Origin of the sequence: Pseudomonas sp. RIT-To-2, assembly GCF_029623465.1 — a bacterium.
In the GTDB taxonomy this organism is placed as follows: Bacteria; Pseudomonadota; Gammaproteobacteria; order Pseudomonadales; family Pseudomonadaceae; genus Aquipseudomonas; species Aquipseudomonas silvicola.
In genome coordinates this window covers 84533-106043 of sequence record NZ_JAPYKM010000010.1, presented here as the reverse complement: position 1 = coordinate 106043, position 21511 = coordinate 84533, and the positions used below count along the sequence as shown (strand labels likewise).

Sequence of the window (21511 nt, the reverse complement as noted above, 5' to 3'; positions counted from 1 at the left end):
TAGACTGCGCGGCCACGCCCCCCCGTTTAGTGAGCATTGCTGATCATGGACTCGATCCCCCACCGCCCCGCTCCGCTGCGCTGGCCGTTTCACGTGTGCGCCCTGGCGCTGTTGCTGCTTGCCAGCGCCGGTGCTGGCCTGGGTGTATTCGTCGGCTCCCTGTTCGTCGGCAGCATGCTCACCGTGCCCATGTATTACGACCCGCCAGGGGCGGCGCGCCTGACGCTGTTCATCCTCGGCGCGGTGGTGGGGGTGATCACGCTCTGGTGGATGTACTGGCACTGGGTGCGCCACGCCCGCCTGCCCGATAACCGCCGCCGCATGCTGGCGGGACTTGGCTGCGGCATGGCCACCGGGCTGTTCCTGCTGCTGGGCGCCGAGACCTGGACCGTGCGTATCGCCGTTGTGCTGGTCATGGTCGGCGCCGTATGGCTGGCCCGTGGCGCGCACGGCCTGCGCACGAAAACCTGACGCAGCGCCCCAGCTCTGTTACAAAGGCATTTTGTGACTGCCCAGTACTGCCATGACCATCGACGACAGCCTGATCACCCGGGCCATTTTCGCCCTGCTTTCCCAGCGCGCGCCTGAAGACTCGATCTGCCCCAGCGATGTGGCCCGGGTATTGGCCGCCGACGAAGCGCTGTGGCGCAGCCTGATGCCTGACATCCGCCGCGTGGCGTCGTGCCTGGCCCAGGCTGACGTTTTGCGCATCACTCAGGGCGAGGCCACCCTGGCCCCCGACCGCATCGGTAGTGGGCCAATCCGGCTGCGCCGGGGTCGTTTGATGCGCTGACTGATACCGGTTACGCATCAATCAATCAGAAATATGCAGTTATCATTTCAAAATATTTCCGCGACCATCGTCCCCCTACAAAAAACCATGTGCCCCGTTGCACGTGTCATAAAAATGATGGGAGATGCACATGCAGTCCTCACCCCAAGGCGCGACCGCGTCCGCTCGCGCCAAAGCCGGCGCGGTATTCCGTGTTACCTCCGGCAACTTCCTGGAACAGTTCGATTTCTTTCTGTTCGGGTTTTACGCCACCCATATCGCCGCCGCATTCTTTCCCGCCAGCAGTGAATTTGCCTCGTTGATGATGACCTTCGCCGTGTTCGGCGCGGGCTTTCTGATGCGCCCGCTGGGGGCGGTGATTCTCGGCGCCTACATCGACGATGTGGGCCGGCGCAAAGGCCTGATCGTGACGCTGTCGATCATGGCCAGCGGCACCATCCTCATCGTCCTGGTACCCGGTTACGACACCATCGGCTTGCTGGCCCCCGCCCTGGTGTTGCTGGGCCGGCTGTTGCAGGGTTTCTCCGCAGGTGCCGAGCTGGGAGGCGTGTCGGTGTACCTGGCGGAAATGGCCAGCCCCGGCAAGAAAGGCTTCTACACCAGTTGGCAGTCGGCCAGCCAGCAAGTGGCCATTGTCGTCGCCGCGGCGCTAGGCTATGCCCTGAACCAGTGGATGAGTGGGGATGACATCGCCGCCTGGGGCTGGCGCATTCCGTTCGCCGTGGGCTGCATGATCGTGCCCTTCATTTTCCTGCTGCGTCGCAAGCTGGAAGAAACCCAGGAGTTCAGCGCCCGTCGTCATCGCCCGGCGATGCGCGAGGTGTACAACACCCTGGTGGCGAACTGGACCATCGTGGTCGCCGGCATGCTGATGGTGGCGATGACCACCACCGCTTTCTACCTGATCACTGTCTACGCACCCACCTTCGGCAAGAACGTGCTGAACCTGAGCACCGCCGATGCCTTGATGGTGACCCTGCTGGTGGGTGTCTCCAACTTCATCTGGCTGCCCATCGGCGGCGCCCTCTCCGACCGCATCGGGCGCAAGCCGATGCTGCTGGCCATGACCGTGCTGGCCATCGCCACCTCGTACCCGGCGCTGTCATTCCTGGCCCAGGCGCCGAGCTTTGCGCACATGCTGGAAACCCTGCTGTGGCTGTCGTTCATGTACGGCATGTACAACGGCGCGATGATCCCGGCGTTGACCGAGATCATGCCCGTGGAAGTGCGCGTGGCCGGCTTCTCCCTGGCCTACAGCCTGGCGACGGCGGTGTTCGGCGGCTTTACCCCGGCCATCTCCACGGCGCTGATCCACAGCAGTGGCGACAAGGCCGCCCCAGGCTACTGGATGAGCTTCGCCGCCCTGTGCGCCCTGTGCGCCACCTTGTACCTGTACCGTCGCGGCAGCGCCCAGCTGCGCGCAGCCGTATAAGGGGCGCGACATGAAACGATTGCTCACGACCCTGGCGGCCATGACCCTGGCCGCCTGCACCCTGGCCCAGGCGGCCGACCTGAAAGTCATGACGTCGGGCGGCTTTACCGCTGCTTACAAAGTGCTGGGGCCGCAGTTCGCCGCCCAACATGGCGATACCCTGGAAACCATTCTGGGGCCGTCCATGGGCAAGGCGGCCGAGGCCATTCCGAACCGCCTGGCGCGGGGCGAGCAAGCCGACGTGGTGATCATGGTCGGCTACGCGCTGGACGACCTGATCAAGCAAGGCAAGGTGTTGCCCGCTTCGCGGGTGGAACTGGCCGATTCGCGCATCGGCGTGGTGGTGAAAGCCGGCGAGCCCAAGCCGGACATCAGTAGCGTCGACGCCTTCAGACAGACCCTCCTCAATGCTCGCTCGGTGGGGTATTCCGACAGTGCCAGCGGCGTGTATGTACAGGACCAACTGTTCAAGCGCCTGGGTATCGAGGCGCAGCTCAAGCCCAAGGCAAAGATGATCGAACGCATTCCCGTGGCCGGTGAAGTCGCCAAAGGCGAGCCCCAGGTAGGCCTGCAACAGGTCAGCGAGTTGCTGCCGATCGCCGGCGTGAGCTACGTGGGCAAGATCCCTGAAGCCGTTCAATCGGTCACCCGCTTCGCCGCCGGCATTCCCGTGGGTGCCCCGCACCCGCAGGAGGCCAAGGCGTTGCTCGACTACCTGGCGTCGCCCCAGGCGCAGTCAGTGGTCACCGGTACCGGATTGGACTCGGTGCCTCACTGATCGGCCAGGGGTTTGCGCAGCTCGCGAATCAGCTGTTCCAGCTCAAGCGCGGCCGGGGTCAGTGCCCTGCCCCGGCGGCGGATCAGCCCGACGCTGCGCTGCACGGCAGGCTCCACCAGGGGGATGCTGGTCATCCACTGGTGCTCGCCCAGCGGCAGGGCCATGGACGGCACCGCGGCGATTCCCAACCCCGCCTCCACCAAGCCCAGCATGGTGGTCACATGGCGCGTCTCGCAAATGCTCGGCCTGGCCGGGCGCACGTGCAGCAGCGCCTGGTCCAGCACGAAACGGTTGCCTGAAGTCTTGTCCACCGAGATGTAGTCCTGGTCGAAGTATTCGGCCCAGGTCAGCTGTTTGCGCGCGGCCAACGGATGGTCGCGGCGGCAGGCAGCCACGTAGTGCTCCTGAATCAGCAGCTCGAACTCCAGCTCCGGTGGCAGGTTGCCCGTGAAGCTCAGGCCCAGGTCGGCCTCGCCGCTGAGCACCGCTTCCTGCACGGTGTTGGCGCTGGCGTCCAGCACCTTTACGCGGATACGCGGGTAGAGCTTGTGGTAGCGGGCCACCACGGTGGGCATGAAGTAGTACGCCGCCGAAGGAACACACGCCACGGTGACATTGCCCAGCCGCGTGGACGCTACTTCGCTGATACCCAGCAAGGCGATGTCCAGGTCATTGAGCAGGCGCTCGGCACTGGGGGCGAAAGCGCGGCCGACCATGGTCAGGCTGACACGACGGGTAGTGCGGTCGAACAGGCGAACATTCAGCGCACCTTCCAGCTTCTCGATACGTCGGCTCAGGGCCGGCTGGGAAATGCTGATAGCCTCGGCCGCCTTGCGGAAACTGCCCTGCTCCACCACGGCACGAAAGGCCTGCAAGTCGTTCAGGTCGAAATTGATGCTCATCCCGGTTACTCATGCCGACTTTTGTTAGCTGATCAGCTTAACGCATGAATACGCATCATTGATGCCAGACCATCGTCGAACGCCCACTCGTCGGCCGTGACCGTCTTGCAGTCAAACCATTGCGCCCCGGCTGTGCTCTACCGTTTGAGCGGTGCATGCATCGCAATAACAACAATTGACGGAGAGAGCCCGATGGACGCATTCAAAGCAGGCACGCTGGCACTGGCACTGACCCTGGGTGGCGCCTTCGCAGGCGCGGCAATGGCTGCTACCACTAGTGATTTCGTCTCTGACGCCACCGCCGGTGGCATCACCGAAGTGGAGGCCGGCAAGCTGGCATTGCAGAAAAGCACCTCGGCGGACGTGAAAGCCTTCGCCCAGCAGATGATCAAGGATCACGGCGCCGCCAACCAGAAACTGGCGGCCGTGGCGCACAAACTCGACCTGGTCGTGCCGGACGATGCCACGCTGGTGGACCAGGCGAAAAAGAAAATGCTGGAGATGCGTGACGAGTCGTTCGACAAAGCCTATGCCGAGAACCAGGTGAAAGCCCACGAGGACACCATCGAACTGTTCCAGAAAGAGGTCGACTCCTCCGACAAGGCCGAGCTCAAGGCCTTCGCCAAAGACACCCTGCCCAAGCTGCAGGAACACTTGAAAATGGCCAAGGAACTGCAAGCCAAGCATCAGTAAACCCAGCGAGGGCACGGCCGTCGGTTCCCACGGCCGTGCACGGGGTTTACCATGGGCGGTTTCCGCCTGCCAAAAGCCTTCGATGAACACCGACGCCATCACTCTGTTGCACCACCAGTTGTCCAGCGCCTTGCAAAACCCACCTGCCGAGACCCGCCGCCTGTTCCACGGCCGCGGCCGCTGCTGGCCGGGCCTGGAGCAGATCACCGTGGACTGGCTGCAGGGCGTGCTACTGGTGTCGCTGTTTCGCGAGCCGGCCGCCGAGGAACTGGCGGCACTCAAGCCCATGCTGCTGCAACTGGCCCAGGCCACTCCCCAAGCCCATAGCCTGATCGTGCAGCACCGCTACCTGCCCGACAGCAGCGCCGAATGGCTGCTGGGCGAACCGGTGGACAGCTGGCTGATCGACGAAGACGGCCTGCGTTACCAACTGGACCTGGGCCGCAAGCAGAACATCGGTCTGTTCCTGGACATGCGCTATGGCCGCCAGTGGGTGCGCGAACAGGCCGCGGGCAAACGGGTGCTCAACCTGTTCGCCTACACCTGCGGCTTCAGCCTGGCCGCCATCGCCGGCGGCGCCGAGCACGTGGTGAACCTGGACATGGCGCGCGCCGCCCTGAGCCGCGGCCGCGACAACCATCGCCACAACGGCCACGACCTGGACCGTGTCAGCTTTCTGGGCCACGAACTGTTCAAGTCCTGGGGCAAGGTCAAGCGCGGTGGCCCCTACGACCTGGTCATCATCGACCCGCCATCGTTCCAGAAAGGCAGCTTCGTGCTTACCCAGGACTACCGCAAGGTGCTGCGCAAACTGCCGGAACTGCTGACCGAAGGCGGCGTGGTGCTGGCCTGCGTCAACGACCCGGCCGTGGGGTCGGACTTCCTGATCCGGAGCATGGCCGAGGAAGCGCCAGGGCTGGCGTTCCAGTGCCGCCTGGACAACCCGCCGGAGTTTCCCGATGCCGAAGCAGAGGGTGGGCTGAAGGCACTGGTGTTTGCCTGACCCCAGCGGCGCTTGCCCTGCGCCGCAATGCAGCCTACCCTTCCCCGGTTTTTTCGCGCTTGCAGCAGGAAGCCGGTTCGAATCCGGCGCGGTCGCGCCACTGTGTTCGGGCAACCCCGAAAGCCAGACCTTGTTGCCAGCCTTTCTTTCGCCCAACGGACGCGCCATCCCGGGAGCTGTTTTCATGCCATTACGCCGCCTTGCCCTTGCCTGCCTGTCACTGGCCGCTGCCAGCCACGCCCTGGCCGATACCGCCCACACCCACTATCCGCTGACGCTGCAAAACTGCGGCCACAGCGTGCGCATCGATGCCGCGCCACAGCGGGCGGTGAGCCTGGGCCAGGCCAGCACCGAGCTGTTGTTGTCCATGGGCCTGGGCCCGCGCATGGTCGGTACCGGGGTGTGGTTCGGCCCGCTGCCGGCCCCCCTGGCCGCCGCTGGGGCAAAGGTGCCGCGCCTGGCTGACAACGCCCCCAGCTTCGAGTCGGTGGCCAAGGCGGTGCCGGACATTGTCGTCGCTCAGTACACCTATCACGTCGGCCCTCAGGGCGAGGTCGCCAGCCCGGAACAGTTGCTCAAGCTGGGTATTCCCTCCTATGTCTCGCCCAGCGATTGCGACGGCAAGGGCGTGACAGCCACGTCCAACGCCGACGGCAGCCGCAGCCAGCTGTATTCGCTGGACCTGGTGGACAAGGAAATCAGCGAGCTGGCGTCCATCTTCGACGTGCAGGCCGCCGGCCAGGCACTGAGCGGGCGCCTGCATGAGCGTGTGACCGCCGCGGTGAAGCTGGCCAATGCCACACCGCACCCACCGCTGTCAGTGCTGTACTGGTTCTCCAGCACGCGCCTTGAAGGCGACCCGTGGGTGGCGGGCAGGAACGGCGCGCCGGGCTACATTTCCAAAGTACTGGGGCTGCACAACATCGTCGACAGCGACGAAGAATGGCCGGGCGTGAGCTGGGAAAGCATCGCCGCCAAGGACCCCGACGTGATCGTGGTAGCGCGCATGCAGCGCCGCCTGTACCCCGCTGACGATGTGGACAAGAAACTGGCCTTCCTGCGCAGCGACCCCGTGACCCGTGAACTCAAAGCCGTGCGCAACGGCCGCCTGATCGTGGTCGACGCCAACAGCCTGAACCCGTCCATGGCCGTGGTCGACGCCATCGAACACATTGCCCAGGGCCTGGCCAAGGCAGGGCCGACCCAGTGATCCACCGCCTGACAGCCGACAGCGCGCGCTTGACGCGCTGGCTGCTGGCCTTGCTGGCGCTGGCCAGCCTGACGCTGTCGGTTACCCTGGCCGTGTCGTTGGGTGAATTGAACATTCCCCTGGCGGTGACCTTCAAGGCCCTGCTCAACGGCATGGGCATGGGCCACTACGACATACCGCGCATCCAGCAAGGCATCATCTGGGAGTACCGCCTCAGCCGCGCCCTGGTAGCCGCCTGCTGCGGTGCCGGCCTTTCGCTGTGCGGCGCCGTGCTGCAAGCGCTGTTGCGCAACGTGCTGGCCGAACCTTACGTACTGGGCATCAGCGCGGGTGCCTCCACCGGCGCCGTGCTGGTCATGCTGCTGGGCCTGGGCGGTGGGCTGATCGGTATCTCCCTGGGCGCGTTCATGGGCGCCACCCTGGCCTTCACCCTGGTATTGCTGCTGGCTACTGGTATTCAGGGCGGCCCGGCCCAGGTGATTCTGGCCGGGGTAGCGGGTGCGCAACTGTTCAACGCATTGACCGCCTGGGTAGTGTCTACGTCGGCCAACGCCGAGCAGGCCCGCAGCGTGATGTTCTGGCTGCTGGGCAGCCTCAGCGGAGTGCGCTGGACCGACGTGGGCCTTGCCGCCGCAGTGGTCACCGGCGGCCTGGTGGTGTGCCTGTACTGTGCCCGCACCCTGGACGCTTTCGTCTTCGGTGACGACGCCGCCGCCAGCCTTGGCGTGCCGGTGGCACGGGTACGCCTGGTGCTGTTCGCCATCACGGCGCTCGTTACTGCCTGCCTGGTCAGCATTGTTGGCGCCGTGGGCTTCGTGGGCCTGGTGGTGCCGCACATGGCGCGCTTGCTGGTAGGGCCGCGCCATGTGCGGCTGCTGTTGGCCTGCGTGCTGATAGGCGCCAACTTCATGGTGCTGGCCGATATCGTCTCGCGCCTCATCGTGCCGGGCCAGGTGCTGCCCATCGGGGTGGTTACCGCGCTGGTGGGGGCGCCGGTGTTCGCAGCCCTGCTTTACCGCAACAGGCGGGCAGCATGAGCCTGCGGGCCGACCAGGTCGGCTGGAGCGCCGCAGGCCAGATGATCATCGGCGATATCAGCCTGACGGTGCCCGAGCGCGGCACACTGGGCCTGATCGGGCCCAACGGCTCGGGCAAATCAACCCTGCTGCGCTTGCTGGCAGGCTTGCGCCCCCCTGCCCATGGCAGCGTCAGCCTGGATAGCCGCCCCCTGCACCAATGGCCGCGCAAGGCCATTGCCCGGCGCGTTGCCATGGTCGAGCAGCATGCCGGCACCGAGGTCGAGGTGCGGGTACAGGACATCGTGCGCCTGGGCCGCACCCCGCACCGCGGCGCGCTTACCCCCTGGACCACCGAGGACCAGCGCATCGTCGACCAGGTGCTGGCGCAAACCGGCCTTGCGCCCTTGCGCGAGAGGTTCTGGCACAGCCTGTCGGGTGGCGAACGCCAGCGCACGCAGATCGCACGGGCCCTGGCCCAGTGCCCGAGCGAGCTGCTGCTGGACGAGCCCACCAACCACCTGGACATCCAACACCAATTGCAACTGCTGCAATTGATCAACACGCTGCCGGTCACCTGCGTGATGGCTTTGCACGACTTGAATCTGGCGGCGATGTACTGTGACCGCCTGGTGATGCTGCACCAAGGCCGGGTGGTCGCCGATGGAAGCCCTGAGCATGTCCTGACGGCACCGCTGATCGCCCACGTGTACGGCGTGCGTGCCGAGGTAAGCTTATCCGCGCACCACGGTCGCCCGCATATCCAATATCTGCCCTGAGGCACGTTTGATGAAAACCATTCTGGTCATCGGCATTGGCGCCGGTCACCCCGACCACCTGACCCTGCAAGCAGTGAAGGCGCTGAACCGCGCCGACGTGTTCTTTCTCTTCGACAAGGGGCCGGCCAAGCAAGGCCTGGGCGATGTGCGCCGTGAGCTGTGCACACGGCTGGCCACCGAACGGCCGTGGCGTTTCGTGGAGGCTGCCAACCCCGAGCGTGGCCCCGACGGCAACAGCTATACCGGGGCTGTCCGGCAACTCAACGCCGACAAGCAGCAGGTGTTCGAGGACATGATTGCCCAACACATGGCCGACGGTGAATGCGCCGGCGTTCTGGTGTGGGGCGACCCGGCGCTGTACGACAGCACGCTGCGCATCCTGCAGGCGATCCTGGCGCAGGGGCGCCAGGTATTCGATTACGAAGTGATCCCTGGTATCACCTCGGTGCAAGCGCTGACGGCCAGCCACAAGGTACCGCTGAATGAAATCGGCGGCTCGGTGCAGATCAGCCCTGGGCGCCAGTTGCCGGCACGCATCGAGGCCGGGGACAGCCAGGTGGTGATGCTGGACGCACACCAGGCGTTCAACCGCTTGCGCGGCCAAGGGCTGCACATCTGGTGGGGGGCTTACGTGGGGTCGGCGGATGAGTTGCTGGTTGCCGGGCCGCTGGATGAAGTGGCCGACGAGATCGTGCGGGTGCGGGAAGAAGCACGCGTGCGGCATGGGTGGATCATGGACAGTTACCTGCTGCGCCACCCTTCCTGACGGCGTCCCCTCATTCCTGCGCAGGACCGGGCGCAACTCGGGAAGAAGACAACACCGAACCATGAAAAAAGGCCGCTTTCGCGGCCTTTTTCATGGGGCTGTCACAGGCTTAGTAGCGCGTGATGTCCGCCTTGGTTTCGAGCGCCTTGCGGTACGCCGCGAAGTCCTGCTGCCCCACACGGGAAGCGAGGAAGCGACGGTACTGGGCTTTCTCGGCATCGGAAGCGGCGGCCGCTTCGTTGACACCGTTCAGGCGCACCACCACGTAGCTGCCATCCGACAGGCTGACGCTGTCGAAGACCGGCTTGTCCTTGCCCTGGGGCTTGGTCATGCGGAACACGTCCTGCAACACGGCTGGGTCCACCCCTTCCTGGTTGCGGGTAGCGGCTTCCTGGACTTTCCAAGCCTGACCATCCTGGCTCGCTGCCAACGGCACGGTGCCGCCACGCAGGCCAGTCACCAGTGCATCGGCCTTGGCTTTCACGGCGGCGCTGGCCTTGACCTGCGCCAGGTGCTTGCGAATGGCATCGGCAACGGCCTCAAGCGGCAGTTGTGCCGGCTTGCGGTGTTCCTTGACGTGAACCACCACGGTGGTTTCCGGGTCCAGCTCGATGGCCGAGCTGTTGGCGCCTTCGTCCATCACTTCAGGGCTGAACGCTGCCTGGATCACGGCACGGTTGGCGGTCACGCCTTCGCTGCCGCCTTCACGGCCGAACGGTGCCGAGGTCTGTACCTTCAGGCCCAGATCAGAGGCTGGCTGTACCAGGTCCGACGCTTCGAAGGCCGAGTCTTCCAGCTTCTTGGCCGCGTCCACGTACATCTGCTCGACCTGGGCGGTTTTCGCGTCCCGGGTCAGCTTGTCCTTCAGGCTGGCGAAGGTCGGCACGTTGGGTGCTTCCACGCCCAGCAGCTTGATCAGGTGCCAGCCGAACTGGGAGCGAACCGGTGCCGACACCTGGTCCTTGTTCAGCGAGTACAGCGACGCCTCGAACGCCGGGTCATAAACCCCTTTGCCCGCGTAGCCCAGGTCACCGCCGTTGCTGGCAGAACCAGGGTCCTGGGAGAACTCCTTGGCCAGCTTGGCGAAGTCTTCACCCTTGGCCAGGCGCGCCTGGATCTCTTCGATCTTGGCCTTGGCCTGGGCATCGGTGGTCTTGGCGTTCACTTCGATGAGGATGTGAGCAGCACGACGCTGCTCCGACAGGGCAGCGGTCTGGGCCTTGTAGGCAGCCTGCAGGTCTTCGTCCTTGACGGTGACCTTGTCGAAGAACGACGACTTCTTCAGTTCCACGTAGTCGACGACCACCTGGTCCGGGCTCATGAATTCCTTGGCGTGCTCGTCATAATGCGCCTTGATTTCATCGTCGCTGACCTTGACCGCGGCCGGGTCGGCCTTGAAGGTCAGGGTGGCGAAATCACGGGTCTGTTTCTCAAGACGGGCGAAAGCCTGCACCTGGGCGTCGGTGACGAAGCTGCTGCCGGCGACACCGGCACGCAGTTGGCCAACCAGCATTTCCTGGGCCATCATCTGGCGGAACTGCAGGCGCGAGTAACCCATCTGGCGGATAACGCCATCGAAACGGTCGGCGCTGAACTTGCCGTCCACCTGGAATTCAGGGGTCTGCAGGATCAACTGGTCCAGCTCGGCTTCAGAGAAGCTGAACTTGGCATCGGTAGCACCCTGGATAAGCAGCTTGCGATCGATCAGGCCCTTGAGGGCCGCTTCACGCAGCATTTTCTCGTCGAGCATCGAAGCGTCGAAATCCTTGCCCAGCTGTTGCATCAGCTGGCGGCGCTGCATTTCTACCGCTTGGGCCAGCTCGCTCTGGGTGATGGCATCGCCATTGACCTTGGCCGCGTCGGCGCTGTGGTTGGTGGCTTTGAAAATGGCATCGAAGCCGGTCAGTGCCATCAAGGCAACGATGACACCGATGATGGTCTTGGCAATCCAGCCTTGTGAATTGTCCCTGATATTCTGCAGCATGCGTCCCCCAGAAACGGTTGTACTGATTAAGCAACCGCGGAGAGTGGGTAGAATCCGGATAGAAGAAAGGCGCATCCGAGGATGCGCCTTCTCGTAACTGGCGGAGCAATCACCGGCGCCGTGCGTCGGCTTGAGGCCAGCTCATGGCTGCTCCGCTTCCAGGTCGGAAGTTTTTCCCGCCCCGGTCGGGCAAAGGCGTGAAAGAACTTAGTTTACCGATTCTTTCAATGCTTTGCCGGCCTTGAAGCCAGGCTTCTTGGCAGCAGCGATTTCCAGGGCCTTGCCAGTCTGTGGGTTACGGCCAACGCGAGCTGGGCGATCGGTCACAGAGAAAGTACCAAAACCAACCAGTACCACGGAGTCGCCAGCCTTCAGAGCGCCAGTGACGGAGTCGATTACTGCGTCCAGCGCGCGGCCGGCTACAGCTTTCGGGATATCAGCAGATGCGGCGATAGCATCAATCAGTTCCGACTTGTTCACTCTAAGTCCCCTTATATCTATATGAGTTTGTTTCTAAGTATGTGGTGAAAGCTGAAACTGCGCCGGGAGGCGACCGACACATGAAGTGCCGCTTTATAACAAGGGCTTGAAAAAACTGTCAAGGAAGCCCCCCGGCTGAAAATACGTGCTAGTGCGTGCTGATTCTTTCCTTGGAATCCGAATCGCGCTTCTCGTCCTTGGCGACTATCTCCGGAGCCACATCGGGCAAGGGCTCCGGGGCGTATTGCAGCGCAATCTGCAGCACTTCGTCAATCCATTTAACCGGTTTAATCTGAAGATCCTGCTTGATGTTGTCAGGAATTTCCTTCAAATCACGCACGTTCTCTTCCGGGATGATCACCGTCTTGATTCCACCACGGTGCGCAGCCAGCAATTTCTCCTTCAGACCGCCAATGGCCAGCACCTGCCCCCGCAGGGTGATCTCGCCCGTCATGGCCACGTCGGCTCGCACCGGAATCTGCGTCAAGGCCGATACCAGGGCGGTGCACATGCCAACGCCGGCACTCGGGCCGTCCTTGGGCGTGGCACCTTCGGGCATGTGGATGTGGGTGTCGCGCTTCTCGTGGAAGTCCAGGGGAATGCCCAGGCTCTTGGCACGGCTGCGCACCACGGTCAGGGCCGCGGTGATGGACTCGACCATGACGTCGCCCAGCGAACCGGTCTTGATCAACTGGCCCTTGCCAGGAACCACGGCGGCCTCGATGGTCAGCAGTTCGCCGCCCACCTGGGTCCACGCGAGGCCGGTCACCTGGCCGATCTGGTCCTGCTGCTCGGCCAGGCCGTAGCGGAACTTGCGCACGCCCAACAGGTGCTCGAGCGAATCGGAGGTCACCTTCACCGAGAAGTGCTTCTCGCGGGCATGCTCCTTCACCACCTTGCGGCAGACCTTGGCGATCTGGCGCTCCAGGCCCCGCACACCGGCTTCGCGGGTGTAGTAGCGGATGATGTCGCGGATGGCGTCCACGCCCACTTCCAGCTCACCTTTCTTCAGGCCGTTGGCAGCGATCTGCTTGGGCGTGAGGTACTTGGTGGCGATGTTGATCTTCTCGTCCTCGGTGTAACCCGGCAGGCGGATCACTTCCATGCGGTCCAGCAAGGCTGGCGGGATATTCATGGAGTTGGAGGTGCAGAGGAACATCACGTCCGAGAGGTCGTAGTCGACTTCCAGGTAGTGGTCGTTGAAGTTGTGGTTCTGCTCGGGGTCGAGCACTTCCAGCAGCGCCGAGGCGGGGTCACCGCGCATGTCGCTACCCATCTTGTCGATTTCATCCAGCAGGAACAGCGGGTTGCGCACGCCGACCTTGGTCATCTTCTGAATCAGGCGACCCGGCATGGAGCCGATGTAGGTACGGCGGTGGCCACGAATCTCTGCTTCATCACGCACGCCACCCAGGGCCATGCGCACGAACTTGCGGTTCGTGGCGTGGGCAATGGATTCGGCCAGCGAGGTTTTACCCACGCCAGGCGGGCCTACCAGGCACAGTACCGGCCCACGAATCTTCTTCACGCGCTTTTGCACGGCGAGGTATTCGAGGATGCGTTCCTTGACCTCTTCCAGACCGTAGTGGTCGGCGTCGAGGATATCCTCGGCACGAGCCAGGTCCAGCCGCACCTTGCTCTGAGCCTTCCACGGCACCTGAACCAGCCAGTCGATGTAGGAGCGCACCACGGTGGCTTCGGCCGACATCGGCGACATCTGCTTGAGCTTGTTCAGCTCGGCCTGGGCCTTGGTGTACGCATCCTTGGGCAGGCCAGCGGCTTCGATGCGCTTTTTCAGCTCTTCGACTTCGTTGTGGCCTTCGTCGCTGTCACCGAGTTCTTTCTGAATGGCCTTCATCTGCTCATTCAGGTAGTACTCGCGTTGACTGCGCTCCATTTGCTTTTTCACGCGGCCACGGATGCGCTTCTCGACCTGCAGCAGGTCGATCTCGGCATCCAGCAGCGCCAATACGTGTTCGACCCGGGCTGACAGGTCGATGATTTCGAGGATTTCCTGCTTCTGCTCGATCTTCAGCGCCATGTGCGCGGCCATGGTGTCCACCAGGCGGCCGGGCTCATCGATGCTGTTGAGGGAGGACAGCACTTCGGCAGGCACTTTCTTGCCCAGTTGAACGTACTGTTCAAATTGGGCCAGCAGGCTGCGCACGAATACTTCGGACTCGCGGTCCGGGGCGTCGACTTCGTCGATCAGCTGCACTTCAGCGCGGCAATGGCCGTCGACTTCCATGAAACGCTCGACGGTGCCGCGCTGCTCGCCCTCGACCAGCACCTTGACGGTGCCATCGGGCAGCTTGAGCAGTTGCAGCACGGTGGCGACGGTACCGACGCGGTACAGGGCGTCTTCGCCTGGGTCATCGTCGGCTGGGTTCTTCTGGGCCAGCAGCAGGATCTGCTTTTCGCCCGTCATCGCGGCCTCGAGGGCTTCGATGGATTTCTCGCGCCCCACGAACAGCGGGATCACCATGTGCGGATACACAACGACATCACGCAATGGCAGGAGAGGCAATTCGATGGTTGTCTTCATGATTTCGCCTCTACAGCGGCCCTGGGGCCGTAGACAGATGGAATTGAGCTTGTAGTCAATGTGGGGGCAGCCCCGAAAAAAAACAAGCGCTGCGGCGCAGGAAAAGCAAAGGGGCCCGAAGGCCCCTTCCTGTTTCTAGCCGCAGTACGACTTATGCGTCTGGCGCAGCCTTTGCCGGTGTCTCACTGTTTTCGTAGATTAACAGTGGCTTGGACTTGCCTTCGATAACGCTTTCGTCGATCACCACTTTACTGACGTCAGTCTGCGAAGGGATATCGTACATGGTATCCAGCAGCACACCTTCGAGGATCGAACGCAGGCCACGGGCACCGGTCTTGCGTTCCAGCGCGCGATGGGCCACGGACTTCAGCGCATCGGTGCGAAACTCCAGGTCCACGCCTTCCATTTCGAACAGCTTGGCGTATTGCTTGGTGAGGGCGTTCTTCGGCTCGGTCAGAATCTGCATCAGCGCAGCTTCGTCCAGCTCGTCGAGGGTTGCCAGCACCGGCAGACGGCCGACGAATTCCGGGATCAGACCGAACTTGACCAGGTCGTCAGGCTCGACTTCACGCAGGGACTCGCCCACTTTCTTGCCTTCCTGCTTGCTGCGCACTTCGGCGTTGAAACCGATGCCGCCGGCCGTGGAGCGGTTCTGAATGACCTTTTCGAGGCCCGAGAACGCACCACCGCAGATGAACAGGATGTTACGGGTGTCGACCTGCAGGAACTCCTGCTGAGGGTGCTTGCGACCGCCCTGCGGCGGTACCGAGGCAACGGTGCCCTCGATCAGCTTCAGCAATGCCTGCTGCACGCCCTCGCCCGAGACATCACGAGTGATGGAAGGGTTGTCGGACTTGCGCGAGATCTTGTCGATCTCGTCGATGTAGACGATGCCCATCTGGGCCTTCTCGACATCGTAGTCGCACTTCTGCAACAGCTTTTGAATAATGTTTTCAACGTCCTCGCCGACATAACCCGCTTCGGTAAGCGTGGTGGCGTCAGCGATGGTGAACGGCACGTTGAGCAGGCGGGCCAGTGTCTCGGCCAGCAGCGTCTTGCCCGAACCGGTCGGGCCGATGAGCAGGATGTTGCTCTTGCCCAGCTCGACGTCGTCGTTCTTCTTGTCACGTTGATTGAGGCGCTTGTAGTGGTTGTACACCGCTACCGCCAGAACCTTTTTCGCGCGCTCCTGACCAATGACGTACTGATCCAGGATGCCGCTGATTTCTCTAGGCGAAGGCAATTTATGCGCGTTGCTTTCTGCCTGGGCTTCCTGCACCTCCTCGCGGATGATGTCGTTGCACAGGTCGACGCACTCGTCGCAGATAAAGACCGAGGGGCCGGCAATCAATTTGCGCACTTCATGCTGGCTTTTGCCACAGAAGGAGCAATAGAGCAATTTGCCGTTGTCCTCGCCGTTGCGGGTGTCAGTCATTCGATCGATCCAAATCCGATAGGCTTGCCACACAAGATGAAGGCAATCGCGGGGTTTTTCAAGTCCACAGGTGGCCGGTTGTGCCAACCACCTGGCATTTGCCTTGCTTACGCGGGCATCTGACGCTTGTTGATCACCGAATCGACCAGGCCGTATTCGGCCGCACGCTCGGCGCTCATGAAGTTGTCGCGGTTGGTGTCCTGCTCGATCTGCTCCAGCGTCTGGCCGGTGTGGAAGGCCAGCAGTTCGTTCAGGCGCTGACGGATCGACAGGATTTCACGGGCATGAATGTCGATATCCGACGCCTGACCCTGGAAACCGCCCAACGGCTGGTGAATCATCACCCGCGAGTTCGGCAGGCAGAAACGCTTGCCCTTGGCGCCACCGGCAAGCAGGAACGCACCCATGCTGCAGGCTTGGCCGATGCAGGTAGTGGACACGTCCGGCTTGATGAACTGCATGGTGTCGTAGATCGACATGCCAGCTGTCACCGAACCGCCTGGGGAGTTGATGTAGAGATGGATATCCTTGTCCGGGTTTTCCGCTTCAAGGAACAGCAACTGCGCGCATACCAGGTTGGCCATGTAGTCTTCCACAGGGCCAATCAGGAAAATCACCCGCTCCTTCAGAAGGCGCGAGTAGATGTCGTAGGCGCGTTCGCCACGAGCCGATTGCTCGACAACCATCGGGACCAGGCCGCCTGCGGCCTGGATGTCAGAACTCTGCTGAATATAAGAATTGCGGGACATGTCTCGCACTCACTCCCAAATAGTCATGTCTTGAATACGCATAAGCCAGCGCGAAGGCTGGCTTATGGTGGTGTTCCAACGCTGGAAGGGGATCAGTCGGCTTGTGGAGCTTCAGCCGGCTTTACCGCTTCTTCGTAGGAGACCGCTTTGTCGGTCACACTAGCTTTCTGCAGAACAGTATCCACAACTTGCTCTTCAAGCACAACCGAACGCACTTCGTTCAGTTGCTGGTCGTTCTTGTAGTACCACGCCACGACCTGCTCTGGCTCCTGGTAGGCCGAGGCCATTTCCTGGATCAGCTCACGTACGCGGGCTTCGTCCGGCTTCAGCTCGTTGGCCTTGACCACTTCGGCGACGATCAGGCCCAGGACAACGCGGCGCTTGGCTTGTTCTTCGAACAGCTCGGCCGGCAGTTGGTCTGGCTTGATGTTGCCACCGAACTGCTGAACGGCTTGAACGCGCAGGCGGTTCACTTCGTTTTCCAGCAGAGCCTTTGGCACTTCGATCGGGTTGGCAGCCAGCAGACCGTCCATGACCTGGTTCTTCACCTTGGTCTTGATGGCCTGGCGCAGCTCGCGCTCCATGTTCTTGCGAACTTCGGCGCGGAAACCTTCCAGACCGGTTTCCTTGATACCGAACTGATTGAAGAACGCTTCGTTCAGCTCAGGCAGGGTCGGCGCGGAAACGCTGTTGACCTTGACGGTGAACTCGGCGGCCTTGCCGGCCAGGTCCAGGTTCTGGTAGTCCTCTGGGAAGGTCACGTTCAGCACGCGCTCTTCACCGGCCTTGGCGCCAACCAGGCCATCTTCGAAGCCCGGGATCATGCGGCCGGAACCCAGCACCAGCTGGGTGCCCTGGGCCGAACCACCGGCGAAGACTTCACCGTCGACCTTGCCGACGAAATCGATGTTCAGCTGGTCTTCGTTCGCAGCGGCGCGGTCGGCAGCTTCGAAACGCACGTTCTGCTTGCGCAGCACTTCCAGCATGTTGTCCAGGTCGGCATCAGCCACTTCGGCGCTCAGGCGCTCGACGTTGATGGACTCGAAACCTGCGACGGCGAACTCCGGGAATACTTCGAAAGTCGCGATGTATTCCAGGTCCTTGCCCTTTTCGAACACTTTAGGCTCGACAGCCGGGGCACCGGCTGGATTCAGCTTCTGCTCAACCACGGCTTCGTAGAAAGTCGCCTGGATCAGGTCGCCCAGGGCTTCCTGACGTGCGGAATCTTCGTAGCGCTGACGAATCACGCTCATCGGCACTTTGCCAGGACGGAAGCCTGGAACCTTAGCGCGACGGGCAGTCTGTTGCAGACGCTTGTTGACTTCGGTCTCGATGCGCTCGGCAGGCACGCCGATGGTCATGCGGCGCTCGAGAGCGGAAGTGTTTTCAACAGAAACTTGCATGGATTTTCCTCGTTGCACAGACGTTAGCCGGCCATTTCCGACCCCAATCAAGGGCATGCATTCTAGAGGGTCGAACACAAGAAGTCACCCTGTGCAAGACAGCTTGGAAAAAGGAGTTGCACAACCACCGCCAAAGCCCGGCCACAAAGGGCTTGGCAGAGGCTTGCAGGGTCGCCGACGGGCCTTTTCGCCCGCGACGGGCGGCACACGCGCAAGGTTCAACCGATTGACATTGGCTGACGTATCTTTTCGAAATATTTACGTTCGTAGACAAACAGTTACAAATTTTCGGTGTCTGATTCATCAGTACGGGTGCATTACCCCCGACACCAGGAGACAACCGTGATCAACAAACTGACCAAACTGACTGTGGCTGCCGTGGCCGCCCTGGCCATCCTGAGCACCTCCGGGTGCATTATCTTCCCTGACCATGGGCATGGTGGCGGGGGTTATCACCACGGGTGGTATCGCTGAGTCGATGATGGAAATGAAGAAGCCCGCCTTGTGAGAGGCGGGCTTTTTTTGTGGGTTCTTCACGGATTGCTGGAAAAGTTGGTTCTCCCTGCAAAAATCTGTAGTGAACAAACAGGGCGGACCAAGTGATCTCACTGGCATAACTGGCCCGAAACAGATGTGGGACCGGGCTTGCCCGGGAAGCGCCGCGCGGGCGGCGCTCGATCTCAACAGCAACACAACAACATCGCTTGGCGCCTCGTAGCCCTGCTGCAATCCCCAGCAAGGAGCTCCGACGGACATTCTATCGGCCCGCCTGCAACCGCATGAAGGCCACCAAATACCTGTCTTGGTGTTTCTTGCGCCCTTGAAATCGAGCGCCGCCCGCGCGGCGCTTCCCGGGCAAGCCCGGTCCCACATCTGTTTCGGGCCAGTTATGCCTGGGGCATTACCTGGTCCGCTCTGTTTGCTCACTGCGGATCTGTGGTGGTGCCACAACCTTCCCGGGATTACGTGAAGAACCTTTTTTGTGGGTGATGGGGGGACTGGGTGCATGGCTTGGGATTTCTGGCGCCCTTAGAGACCGAGCGCCGCCCGGGCGGCGCTCGGTCTCGAAAACACCCCAAACCCAAACCCGGAAAACAAAAAAGGCGCCTGATTCGCATCAGGCGCCTTTTTCATGAGATATGGGGTGGACGATGGGGATCGAACCCACGACAACAGGAGTCACAATCCTGTGCTCTACCAACTGAGCTACGCCCACCATAACGCGGGTGTTACCAGTGCCCCAACAGCAAACGGGGCGATACAGCTTGAATGGTGCGGACGAAGAGACTCGAACTCTTACAGCTTGCGCCGCTGGAACCTAAATCCAGTGTGTCTACCAATTTCACCACGTCCGCTTTTGAAGCTTTTAAAGCAAAGGCGCCAGACTTTCATCAGGCGCCTTTCGAAATATGGGGTGGACGATGGGGATCGAACCCACGACAACAGGAGTCACAATCCTGTGCTCTACCAACTGAGCTACGCCCACCATATTGCGCTACTTGTGCCAAAGCTGCCTAATGGCGCACCCGGCAGGACTCGAACCTGCGACCATCCGCTTAGAAGGCGGATGCTCTATCCAGCTGAGCTACGGGCGCTTATTTAATTTGCACTCGGTCACGACTACAAATTTTAAGCTTCAGTCCTGCTGAGTTAAACCACTAACTCTGCCTGACCTTTTTCACCAGTGCTAGGCTCTGCCCGACAAGTGCGACGAATGTTATAGACGCCCTGGAGGGTCGTCAACTGTTTTCTTGAAAAAATTCATTTTTTTTAAGGGGTTAGCGGAATCGTCGGACCAAGCGCCTTTGCCCTGCTTCTATAGCATGCGAGAATACCCGCACCTTTTCTTCCCTCTCGATGGTTAATCACGCGTCATGACTGCACAACTAATCGACGGCAAGGCGATCGCCGCTAGCCTGCGCCAGCAGATCGCCCAACGGGTCACCGAGCGCCGCCAGCAAGGCCTTCGCACCCCCGGCCTCGCCGTGATCCTGGTCGGCAGCGATCCTGCCTCCCAGGTTTATGTCTCGCACAAGCGTAAAGACTGTGAAGAGGTAGGCTTTCTGTCCCAAGCCTTCGACCTTCCTGCCCAGACCACCCAGCACGAGCTGGAAAGCCTGATCGACCGTCTGAACGATGATTCGAACATCGACGGCATCCTGCTGCAACTGCCCCTGCCGGAGCACCTGGACGCCTCCAGGCTGCTCGAACGCATCCGCCCGGACAAGGACGTGGACGGCTTCCACCCCTATAACGTCGGCCGCCTGGCACAACGGATTCCGCTGCTGCGCCCCTGCACCCCCAAGGGCATCATGACCCTGCTGGAAAGCACCGGCCAGGACCTCTACGGCATGAACGCCGTGGTGGTGGGCGCCTCCAACATCGTCGGCCGCCCGATGGCCATGGAACTGCTGCTGGCCGGCTGCACCGTGACGGTGACTCACCGTTTCACCCAGGACCTGGCCGGCCACGTCGGCCGCGCCGACCTGGTGGTGGTGGCCGCCGGCAAGCCCGGGCTGGTCAAGGGTGAGTGGATCAAGGAAGGCGCCATCGTGATCGACGTGGGCATCAACCGCCAGGCCGATGGCAAGCTGGTGGGCGACGTGGTGTACGACACCGCCCTGCCCCGCGCCGGCTGGATTACTCCGGTACCGGGTGGCGTCGGCCCCATGACCCGCGCCTGCCTGCTGGAAAACACCCTGTATGCCTGCGAAACGCTGCATGCCTGAGTGACACCCCGGCCCGAAAAAACGCCGCAGCCCTGAACCCGGGGCTGCGGCGTTTTCATGTGGGCCATCGGTTACTTGCGCGCCGCCTCCCAGGACTTGAGCAACTGGGCATAGCTCACGGTTTCACCCTGAGGCTTCTCGTTGGCCAGCTTCGGTTTCGGCGCGCCCGGCTGATCGAACCAGTACTGTGCGTCACGCTCGGGGTTCATGATCGGCGCGCATTCTTTTTTCTGCGCGTTGGAGCGCTCAAGCCGGCTCATCACCGCATCCTGGTCCTTGGCCAGGCCATCCAGCGCCTCTTGTGGGGTTTTCTCGCCACTGGCAACCTCGGCGATATGGCTCCACCACAGCTGGGCCAGGCGCGGGTAGTCGGGCACGTTGGTGCCGGTAGGCGTCCATTGCACAGGGTGGCAGTCCTGCACGCGGATCCCCCACTCGTCCACCGGCAGACCGTTGGGCAAGCCCTTGTCACCGCCCCCGGCCATGGAGAACCAGGCATCGGTGAAACGCCAGCCCAGGGAAGGGTCTTTCTGCCGTAATCCATGTGACCGTAAACTCGCTTGCCATTGATGTCGGCGACTTGCCGCAAGCGTTTCTCGAGGAACTGCAGGCACTGCCTGCCGCCCTGATAGAGCCGTCATCCCGGCACGACCTGGGAGAGTTGCTGCGTGACAGCGACGGCAATATTTCGCAGCTGGCGCGCCGGCTGGGGGTCAGTCGCAACACCCTGTACAAGCGCCTGCGCGCCTGCAAGACAGAGCGCTGAGCCTGCGCGCATGTACATAGACATTGATACCGTTTCCCTGCGACCGCC

Annotated in this window: 20 protein-coding genes, 4 tRNA genes and 1 pseudogene; 13 read left to right on the top strand and 12 right to left on the bottom strand. The window is 62.2% G+C overall.

What is annotated here, in order from left to right; genetic code table 11:
• Positions 1 to 45 precede the first annotated feature (45 nt).
• The 4 genes from QBK88_RS11770 (at position 46) to QBK88_RS11755 (ending at position 3003) form a co-directional block, all read left to right on the top strand.
• Positions 46 to 471 carry a hypothetical protein gene (locus QBK88_RS11770; RefSeq protein ID WP_277962161.1) on the top strand — a complete coding sequence of 142 codons (426 nt, stop codon included), beginning with the start codon at positions 46 to 48 and terminating at the stop codon, positions 469 to 471.
• Between the two features lie 52 nt (positions 472 to 523).
• Positions 524 to 793 (top strand): DUF3253 domain-containing protein, encoded by a 270-nt coding sequence (locus tag QBK88_RS11765; RefSeq protein ID WP_268149857.1) that lies wholly within the window; start codon positions 524 to 526, stop codon positions 791 to 793.
• Between the two features lie 130 nt (positions 794 to 923).
• Positions 924 to 2225 (top strand): MFS transporter, encoded by a 1302-nt coding sequence (locus tag QBK88_RS11760; protein ID WP_277962160.1) that lies wholly within the window; start codon positions 924 to 926, stop codon positions 2223 to 2225.
• A 10-nt stretch (positions 2226 to 2235) separates the two neighbouring features.
• The gene (locus QBK88_RS11755) at positions 2236 to 3003 is read left to right on the top strand and encodes a substrate-binding domain-containing protein (RefSeq protein WP_277962159.1); all 768 of its coding nucleotides are present in this window, start codon (positions 2236 to 2238) and stop codon (positions 3001 to 3003) included.
• On the opposite strand, the gene QBK88_RS11750 is transcribed toward QBK88_RS11755, so the two are convergent.
• Positions 2997 to 3905: a LysR family transcriptional regulator gene (locus QBK88_RS11750; protein WP_268149851.1), complete on the bottom strand. Its 909-nt coding sequence runs from the start codon at positions 3903 to 3905 to the stop codon at positions 2997 to 2999. The genes QBK88_RS11755 and QBK88_RS11750 overlap by 7 nt on opposite strands.
• Before the next feature lie 192 nt (positions 3906 to 4097).
• On the opposite strand from QBK88_RS11750, the gene QBK88_RS11745 reads away from it, so the two are divergent.
• From QBK88_RS11745 to cobF, 6 genes are all read left to right on the top strand, one after another.
• Positions 4098 to 4598, top strand: a complete 501-nt coding sequence (locus tag QBK88_RS11745; protein ID WP_277962158.1) for a DUF4142 domain-containing protein — start codon at positions 4098 to 4100, stop codon at positions 4596 to 4598.
• Between the two features lie 82 nt (positions 4599 to 4680).
• Positions 4681 to 5601 carry a class I SAM-dependent methyltransferase gene (locus tag QBK88_RS11740; RefSeq protein WP_277962157.1) on the top strand — a complete coding sequence of 307 codons (921 nt, stop codon included), beginning with the start codon at positions 4681 to 4683 and terminating at the stop codon, positions 5599 to 5601.
• Between the two features lie 184 nt (positions 5602 to 5785).
• The gene (locus tag QBK88_RS11735) at positions 5786 to 6811 is read left to right on the top strand and encodes an ABC transporter substrate-binding protein (RefSeq protein ID WP_277962156.1); all 1026 of its coding nucleotides are present in this window, start codon (positions 5786 to 5788) and stop codon (positions 6809 to 6811) included.
• Positions 6808 to 7848 carry an iron ABC transporter permease gene (locus tag QBK88_RS11730; protein WP_277962155.1) on the top strand — a complete coding sequence of 347 codons (1041 nt, stop codon included), beginning with the start codon at positions 6808 to 6810 and terminating at the stop codon, positions 7846 to 7848. The genes QBK88_RS11735 and QBK88_RS11730 overlap by 4 nt, the downstream gene beginning before the upstream one ends.
• On the top strand, positions 7845 to 8606 hold the full coding sequence (locus QBK88_RS11725) for an ABC transporter ATP-binding protein (protein ID WP_277962154.1): 762 nt from the start codon (positions 7845 to 7847) through the stop codon (positions 8604 to 8606). The genes QBK88_RS11730 and QBK88_RS11725 overlap by 4 nt, the downstream gene beginning before the upstream one ends.
• A gap of 10 nt (positions 8607 to 8616) precedes the next feature.
• Positions 8617 to 9372 carry a precorrin-6A synthase (deacetylating) gene (cobF, locus tag QBK88_RS11720; protein WP_277962153.1) on the top strand — a complete coding sequence of 252 codons (756 nt, stop codon included), beginning with the start codon at positions 8617 to 8619 and terminating at the stop codon, positions 9370 to 9372.
• Positions 9373 to 9481: 109 nt separating this feature from the next.
• On the opposite strand, the gene QBK88_RS11715 is transcribed toward cobF, so the two are convergent.
• The 6 genes from QBK88_RS11715 to tig all read right to left on the bottom strand — a co-directional run bounded on the left by QBK88_RS11715 (position 9482) and on the right by tig (position 17968).
• Complete coding sequence (locus tag QBK88_RS11715) at positions 9482 to 11356, bottom strand: SurA N-terminal domain-containing protein (protein ID WP_277962152.1); 1875 nt, start codon at positions 11354 to 11356, stop codon at positions 9482 to 9484.
• 207 nt (positions 11357 to 11563) lie between these two features.
• Positions 11564 to 11836, bottom strand: coding sequence for an HU family DNA-binding protein (locus QBK88_RS11710; RefSeq protein WP_277962151.1), 273 nt, complete (start codon positions 11834 to 11836; stop codon positions 11564 to 11566).
• A gap of 148 nt (positions 11837 to 11984) precedes the next feature.
• Positions 11985 to 14381, bottom strand: a complete 2397-nt coding sequence (gene lon, locus QBK88_RS11705; protein ID WP_268149835.1) for an endopeptidase La — start codon at positions 14379 to 14381, stop codon at positions 11985 to 11987.
• Positions 14382 to 14532: 151 nt separating this feature from the next.
• The gene (clpX, locus tag QBK88_RS11700) at positions 14533 to 15816 is read right to left on the bottom strand and encodes an ATP-dependent Clp protease ATP-binding subunit ClpX (protein WP_268149833.1); all 1284 of its coding nucleotides are present in this window, start codon (positions 15814 to 15816) and stop codon (positions 14533 to 14535) included.
• A 107-nt stretch (positions 15817 to 15923) separates the two neighbouring features.
• A complete protein-coding gene (gene clpP, locus QBK88_RS11695) occupies positions 15924 to 16565 on the bottom strand; it encodes an ATP-dependent Clp endopeptidase proteolytic subunit ClpP (RefSeq protein ID WP_158153968.1) in 642 nt (213 codons plus the stop codon).
• A 92-nt stretch (positions 16566 to 16657) separates the two neighbouring features.
• On the bottom strand, positions 16658 to 17968 hold the full coding sequence (gene tig, locus QBK88_RS11690; RefSeq protein ID WP_268149830.1) for a trigger factor: 1311 nt from the start codon (positions 17966 to 17968) through the stop codon (positions 16658 to 16660).
• Between the two features lie 342 nt (positions 17969 to 18310).
• Between tig and QBK88_RS11685 the strand changes: the two genes are divergently transcribed.
• A complete protein-coding gene (locus tag QBK88_RS11685) occupies positions 18311 to 18442 on the top strand; it encodes a hypothetical protein (RefSeq protein ID WP_268149828.1) in 132 nt (43 codons plus the stop codon).
• A 666-nt stretch (positions 18443 to 19108) separates the two neighbouring features.
• Here QBK88_RS11685 and QBK88_RS11680 read toward each other — a convergent pair.
• The 4 genes from QBK88_RS11680 to QBK88_RS11665 form a co-directional block, all read right to left on the bottom strand.
• Positions 19109 to 19184, bottom strand: a tRNA-His gene (locus tag QBK88_RS11680).
• 54 nt (positions 19185 to 19238) lie between these two features.
• Positions 19239 to 19323, bottom strand: a tRNA-Leu gene (locus QBK88_RS11675).
• Positions 19324 to 19378: 55 nt separating this feature from the next.
• A tRNA-His gene (locus QBK88_RS11670) sits at positions 19379 to 19454 on the bottom strand.
• Positions 19455 to 19486: 32 nt separating this feature from the next.
• Positions 19487 to 19563, bottom strand: a tRNA-Arg gene (locus QBK88_RS11665).
• Between the two features lie 279 nt (positions 19564 to 19842).
• On the opposite strand from QBK88_RS11665, the gene folD reads away from it, so the two are divergent.
• Positions 19843 to 20697 (top strand): bifunctional methylenetetrahydrofolate dehydrogenase/methenyltetrahydrofolate cyclohydrolase FolD, encoded by an 855-nt coding sequence (gene folD, locus QBK88_RS11660; protein ID WP_268149826.1) that lies wholly within the window; start codon positions 19843 to 19845, stop codon positions 20695 to 20697.
• Positions 20698 to 20768: 71 nt separating this feature from the next.
• On the opposite strand, the pseudogene QBK88_RS11655 reads toward folD, so the two are convergent.
• Positions 20769 to 21277: pseudogene (locus QBK88_RS11655) on the bottom strand (hypothetical protein); the annotation flags it as partial.
• Between QBK88_RS11655 and QBK88_RS11650 the strand changes: the two are divergent.
• Positions 21242 to 21463, top strand: a complete 222-nt coding sequence (locus QBK88_RS11650) for a helix-turn-helix domain-containing protein (RefSeq protein WP_277962150.1) — start codon at positions 21242 to 21244, stop codon at positions 21461 to 21463. The pseudogene QBK88_RS11655 and the gene QBK88_RS11650 overlap by 36 nt on opposite strands.
• Positions 21464 to 21511 lie beyond the last annotated feature (48 nt).

Excerpts from the sequence above, each read along its gene's own strand:
- QBK88_RS11755 (WP_277962159.1), top strand. The coding sequence starts at position 2,236 with ATGAAACGATTGCTCACGACCCTGGCGGCCATGACCCTGGCCGCCTGC.
- QBK88_RS11725 (WP_277962154.1), top strand. The coding sequence starts at position 7,845 with ATGAGCCTGCGGGCCGACCAGGTCGGCTGGAGCGCCGCAGGCCAGATG.
- cobF (WP_277962153.1), top strand. The coding sequence starts at position 8,617 with ATGAAAACCATTCTGGTCATCGGCATTGGCGCCGGTCACCCCGACCAC.
- QBK88_RS11760 (WP_277962160.1), top strand. The coding sequence starts at position 924 with ATGCAGTCCTCACCCCAAGGCGCGACCGCGTCCGCTCGCGCCAAAGCC.
- clpP (WP_158153968.1), bottom strand. The coding sequence starts at position 16,565 with ATGTCCCGCAATTCTTATATTCAGCAGAGTTCTGACATCCAGGCCGCA.
- clpX (WP_268149833.1), bottom strand. The coding sequence starts at position 15,816 with ATGACTGACACCCGCAACGGCGAGGACAACGGCAAATTGCTCTATTGC.
- lon (WP_268149835.1), bottom strand. The coding sequence starts at position 14,381 with ATGAAGACAACCATCGAATTGCCTCTCCTGCCATTGCGTGATGTCGTT.
- QBK88_RS11770 (WP_277962161.1), top strand. The coding sequence starts at position 46 with ATGGACTCGATCCCCCACCGCCCCGCTCCGCTGCGCTGGCCGTTTCAC.
- folD (WP_268149826.1), top strand. The coding sequence starts at position 19,843 with ATGACTGCACAACTAATCGACGGCAAGGCGATCGCCGCTAGCCTGCGC.
- QBK88_RS11715 (WP_277962152.1), bottom strand. The coding sequence starts at position 11,356 with ATGCTGCAGAATATCAGGGACAATTCACAAGGCTGGATTGCCAAGACC.
- tig (WP_268149830.1), bottom strand. The coding sequence starts at position 17,968 with ATGCAAGTTTCTGTTGAAAACACTTCCGCTCTCGAGCGCCGCATGACC.
- QBK88_RS11765 (WP_268149857.1), top strand. The coding sequence starts at position 524 with ATGACCATCGACGACAGCCTGATCACCCGGGCCATTTTCGCCCTGCTT.
- QBK88_RS11750 (WP_268149851.1), bottom strand. The coding sequence starts at position 3,905 with ATGAGCATCAATTTCGACCTGAACGACTTGCAGGCCTTTCGTGCCGTG.
- QBK88_RS11735 (WP_277962156.1), top strand. The coding sequence starts at position 5,786 with ATGCCATTACGCCGCCTTGCCCTTGCCTGCCTGTCACTGGCCGCTGCC.
- QBK88_RS11740 (WP_277962157.1), top strand. The coding sequence starts at position 4,681 with ATGAACACCGACGCCATCACTCTGTTGCACCACCAGTTGTCCAGCGCC.
- QBK88_RS11745 (WP_277962158.1), top strand. The coding sequence starts at position 4,098 with ATGGACGCATTCAAAGCAGGCACGCTGGCACTGGCACTGACCCTGGGT.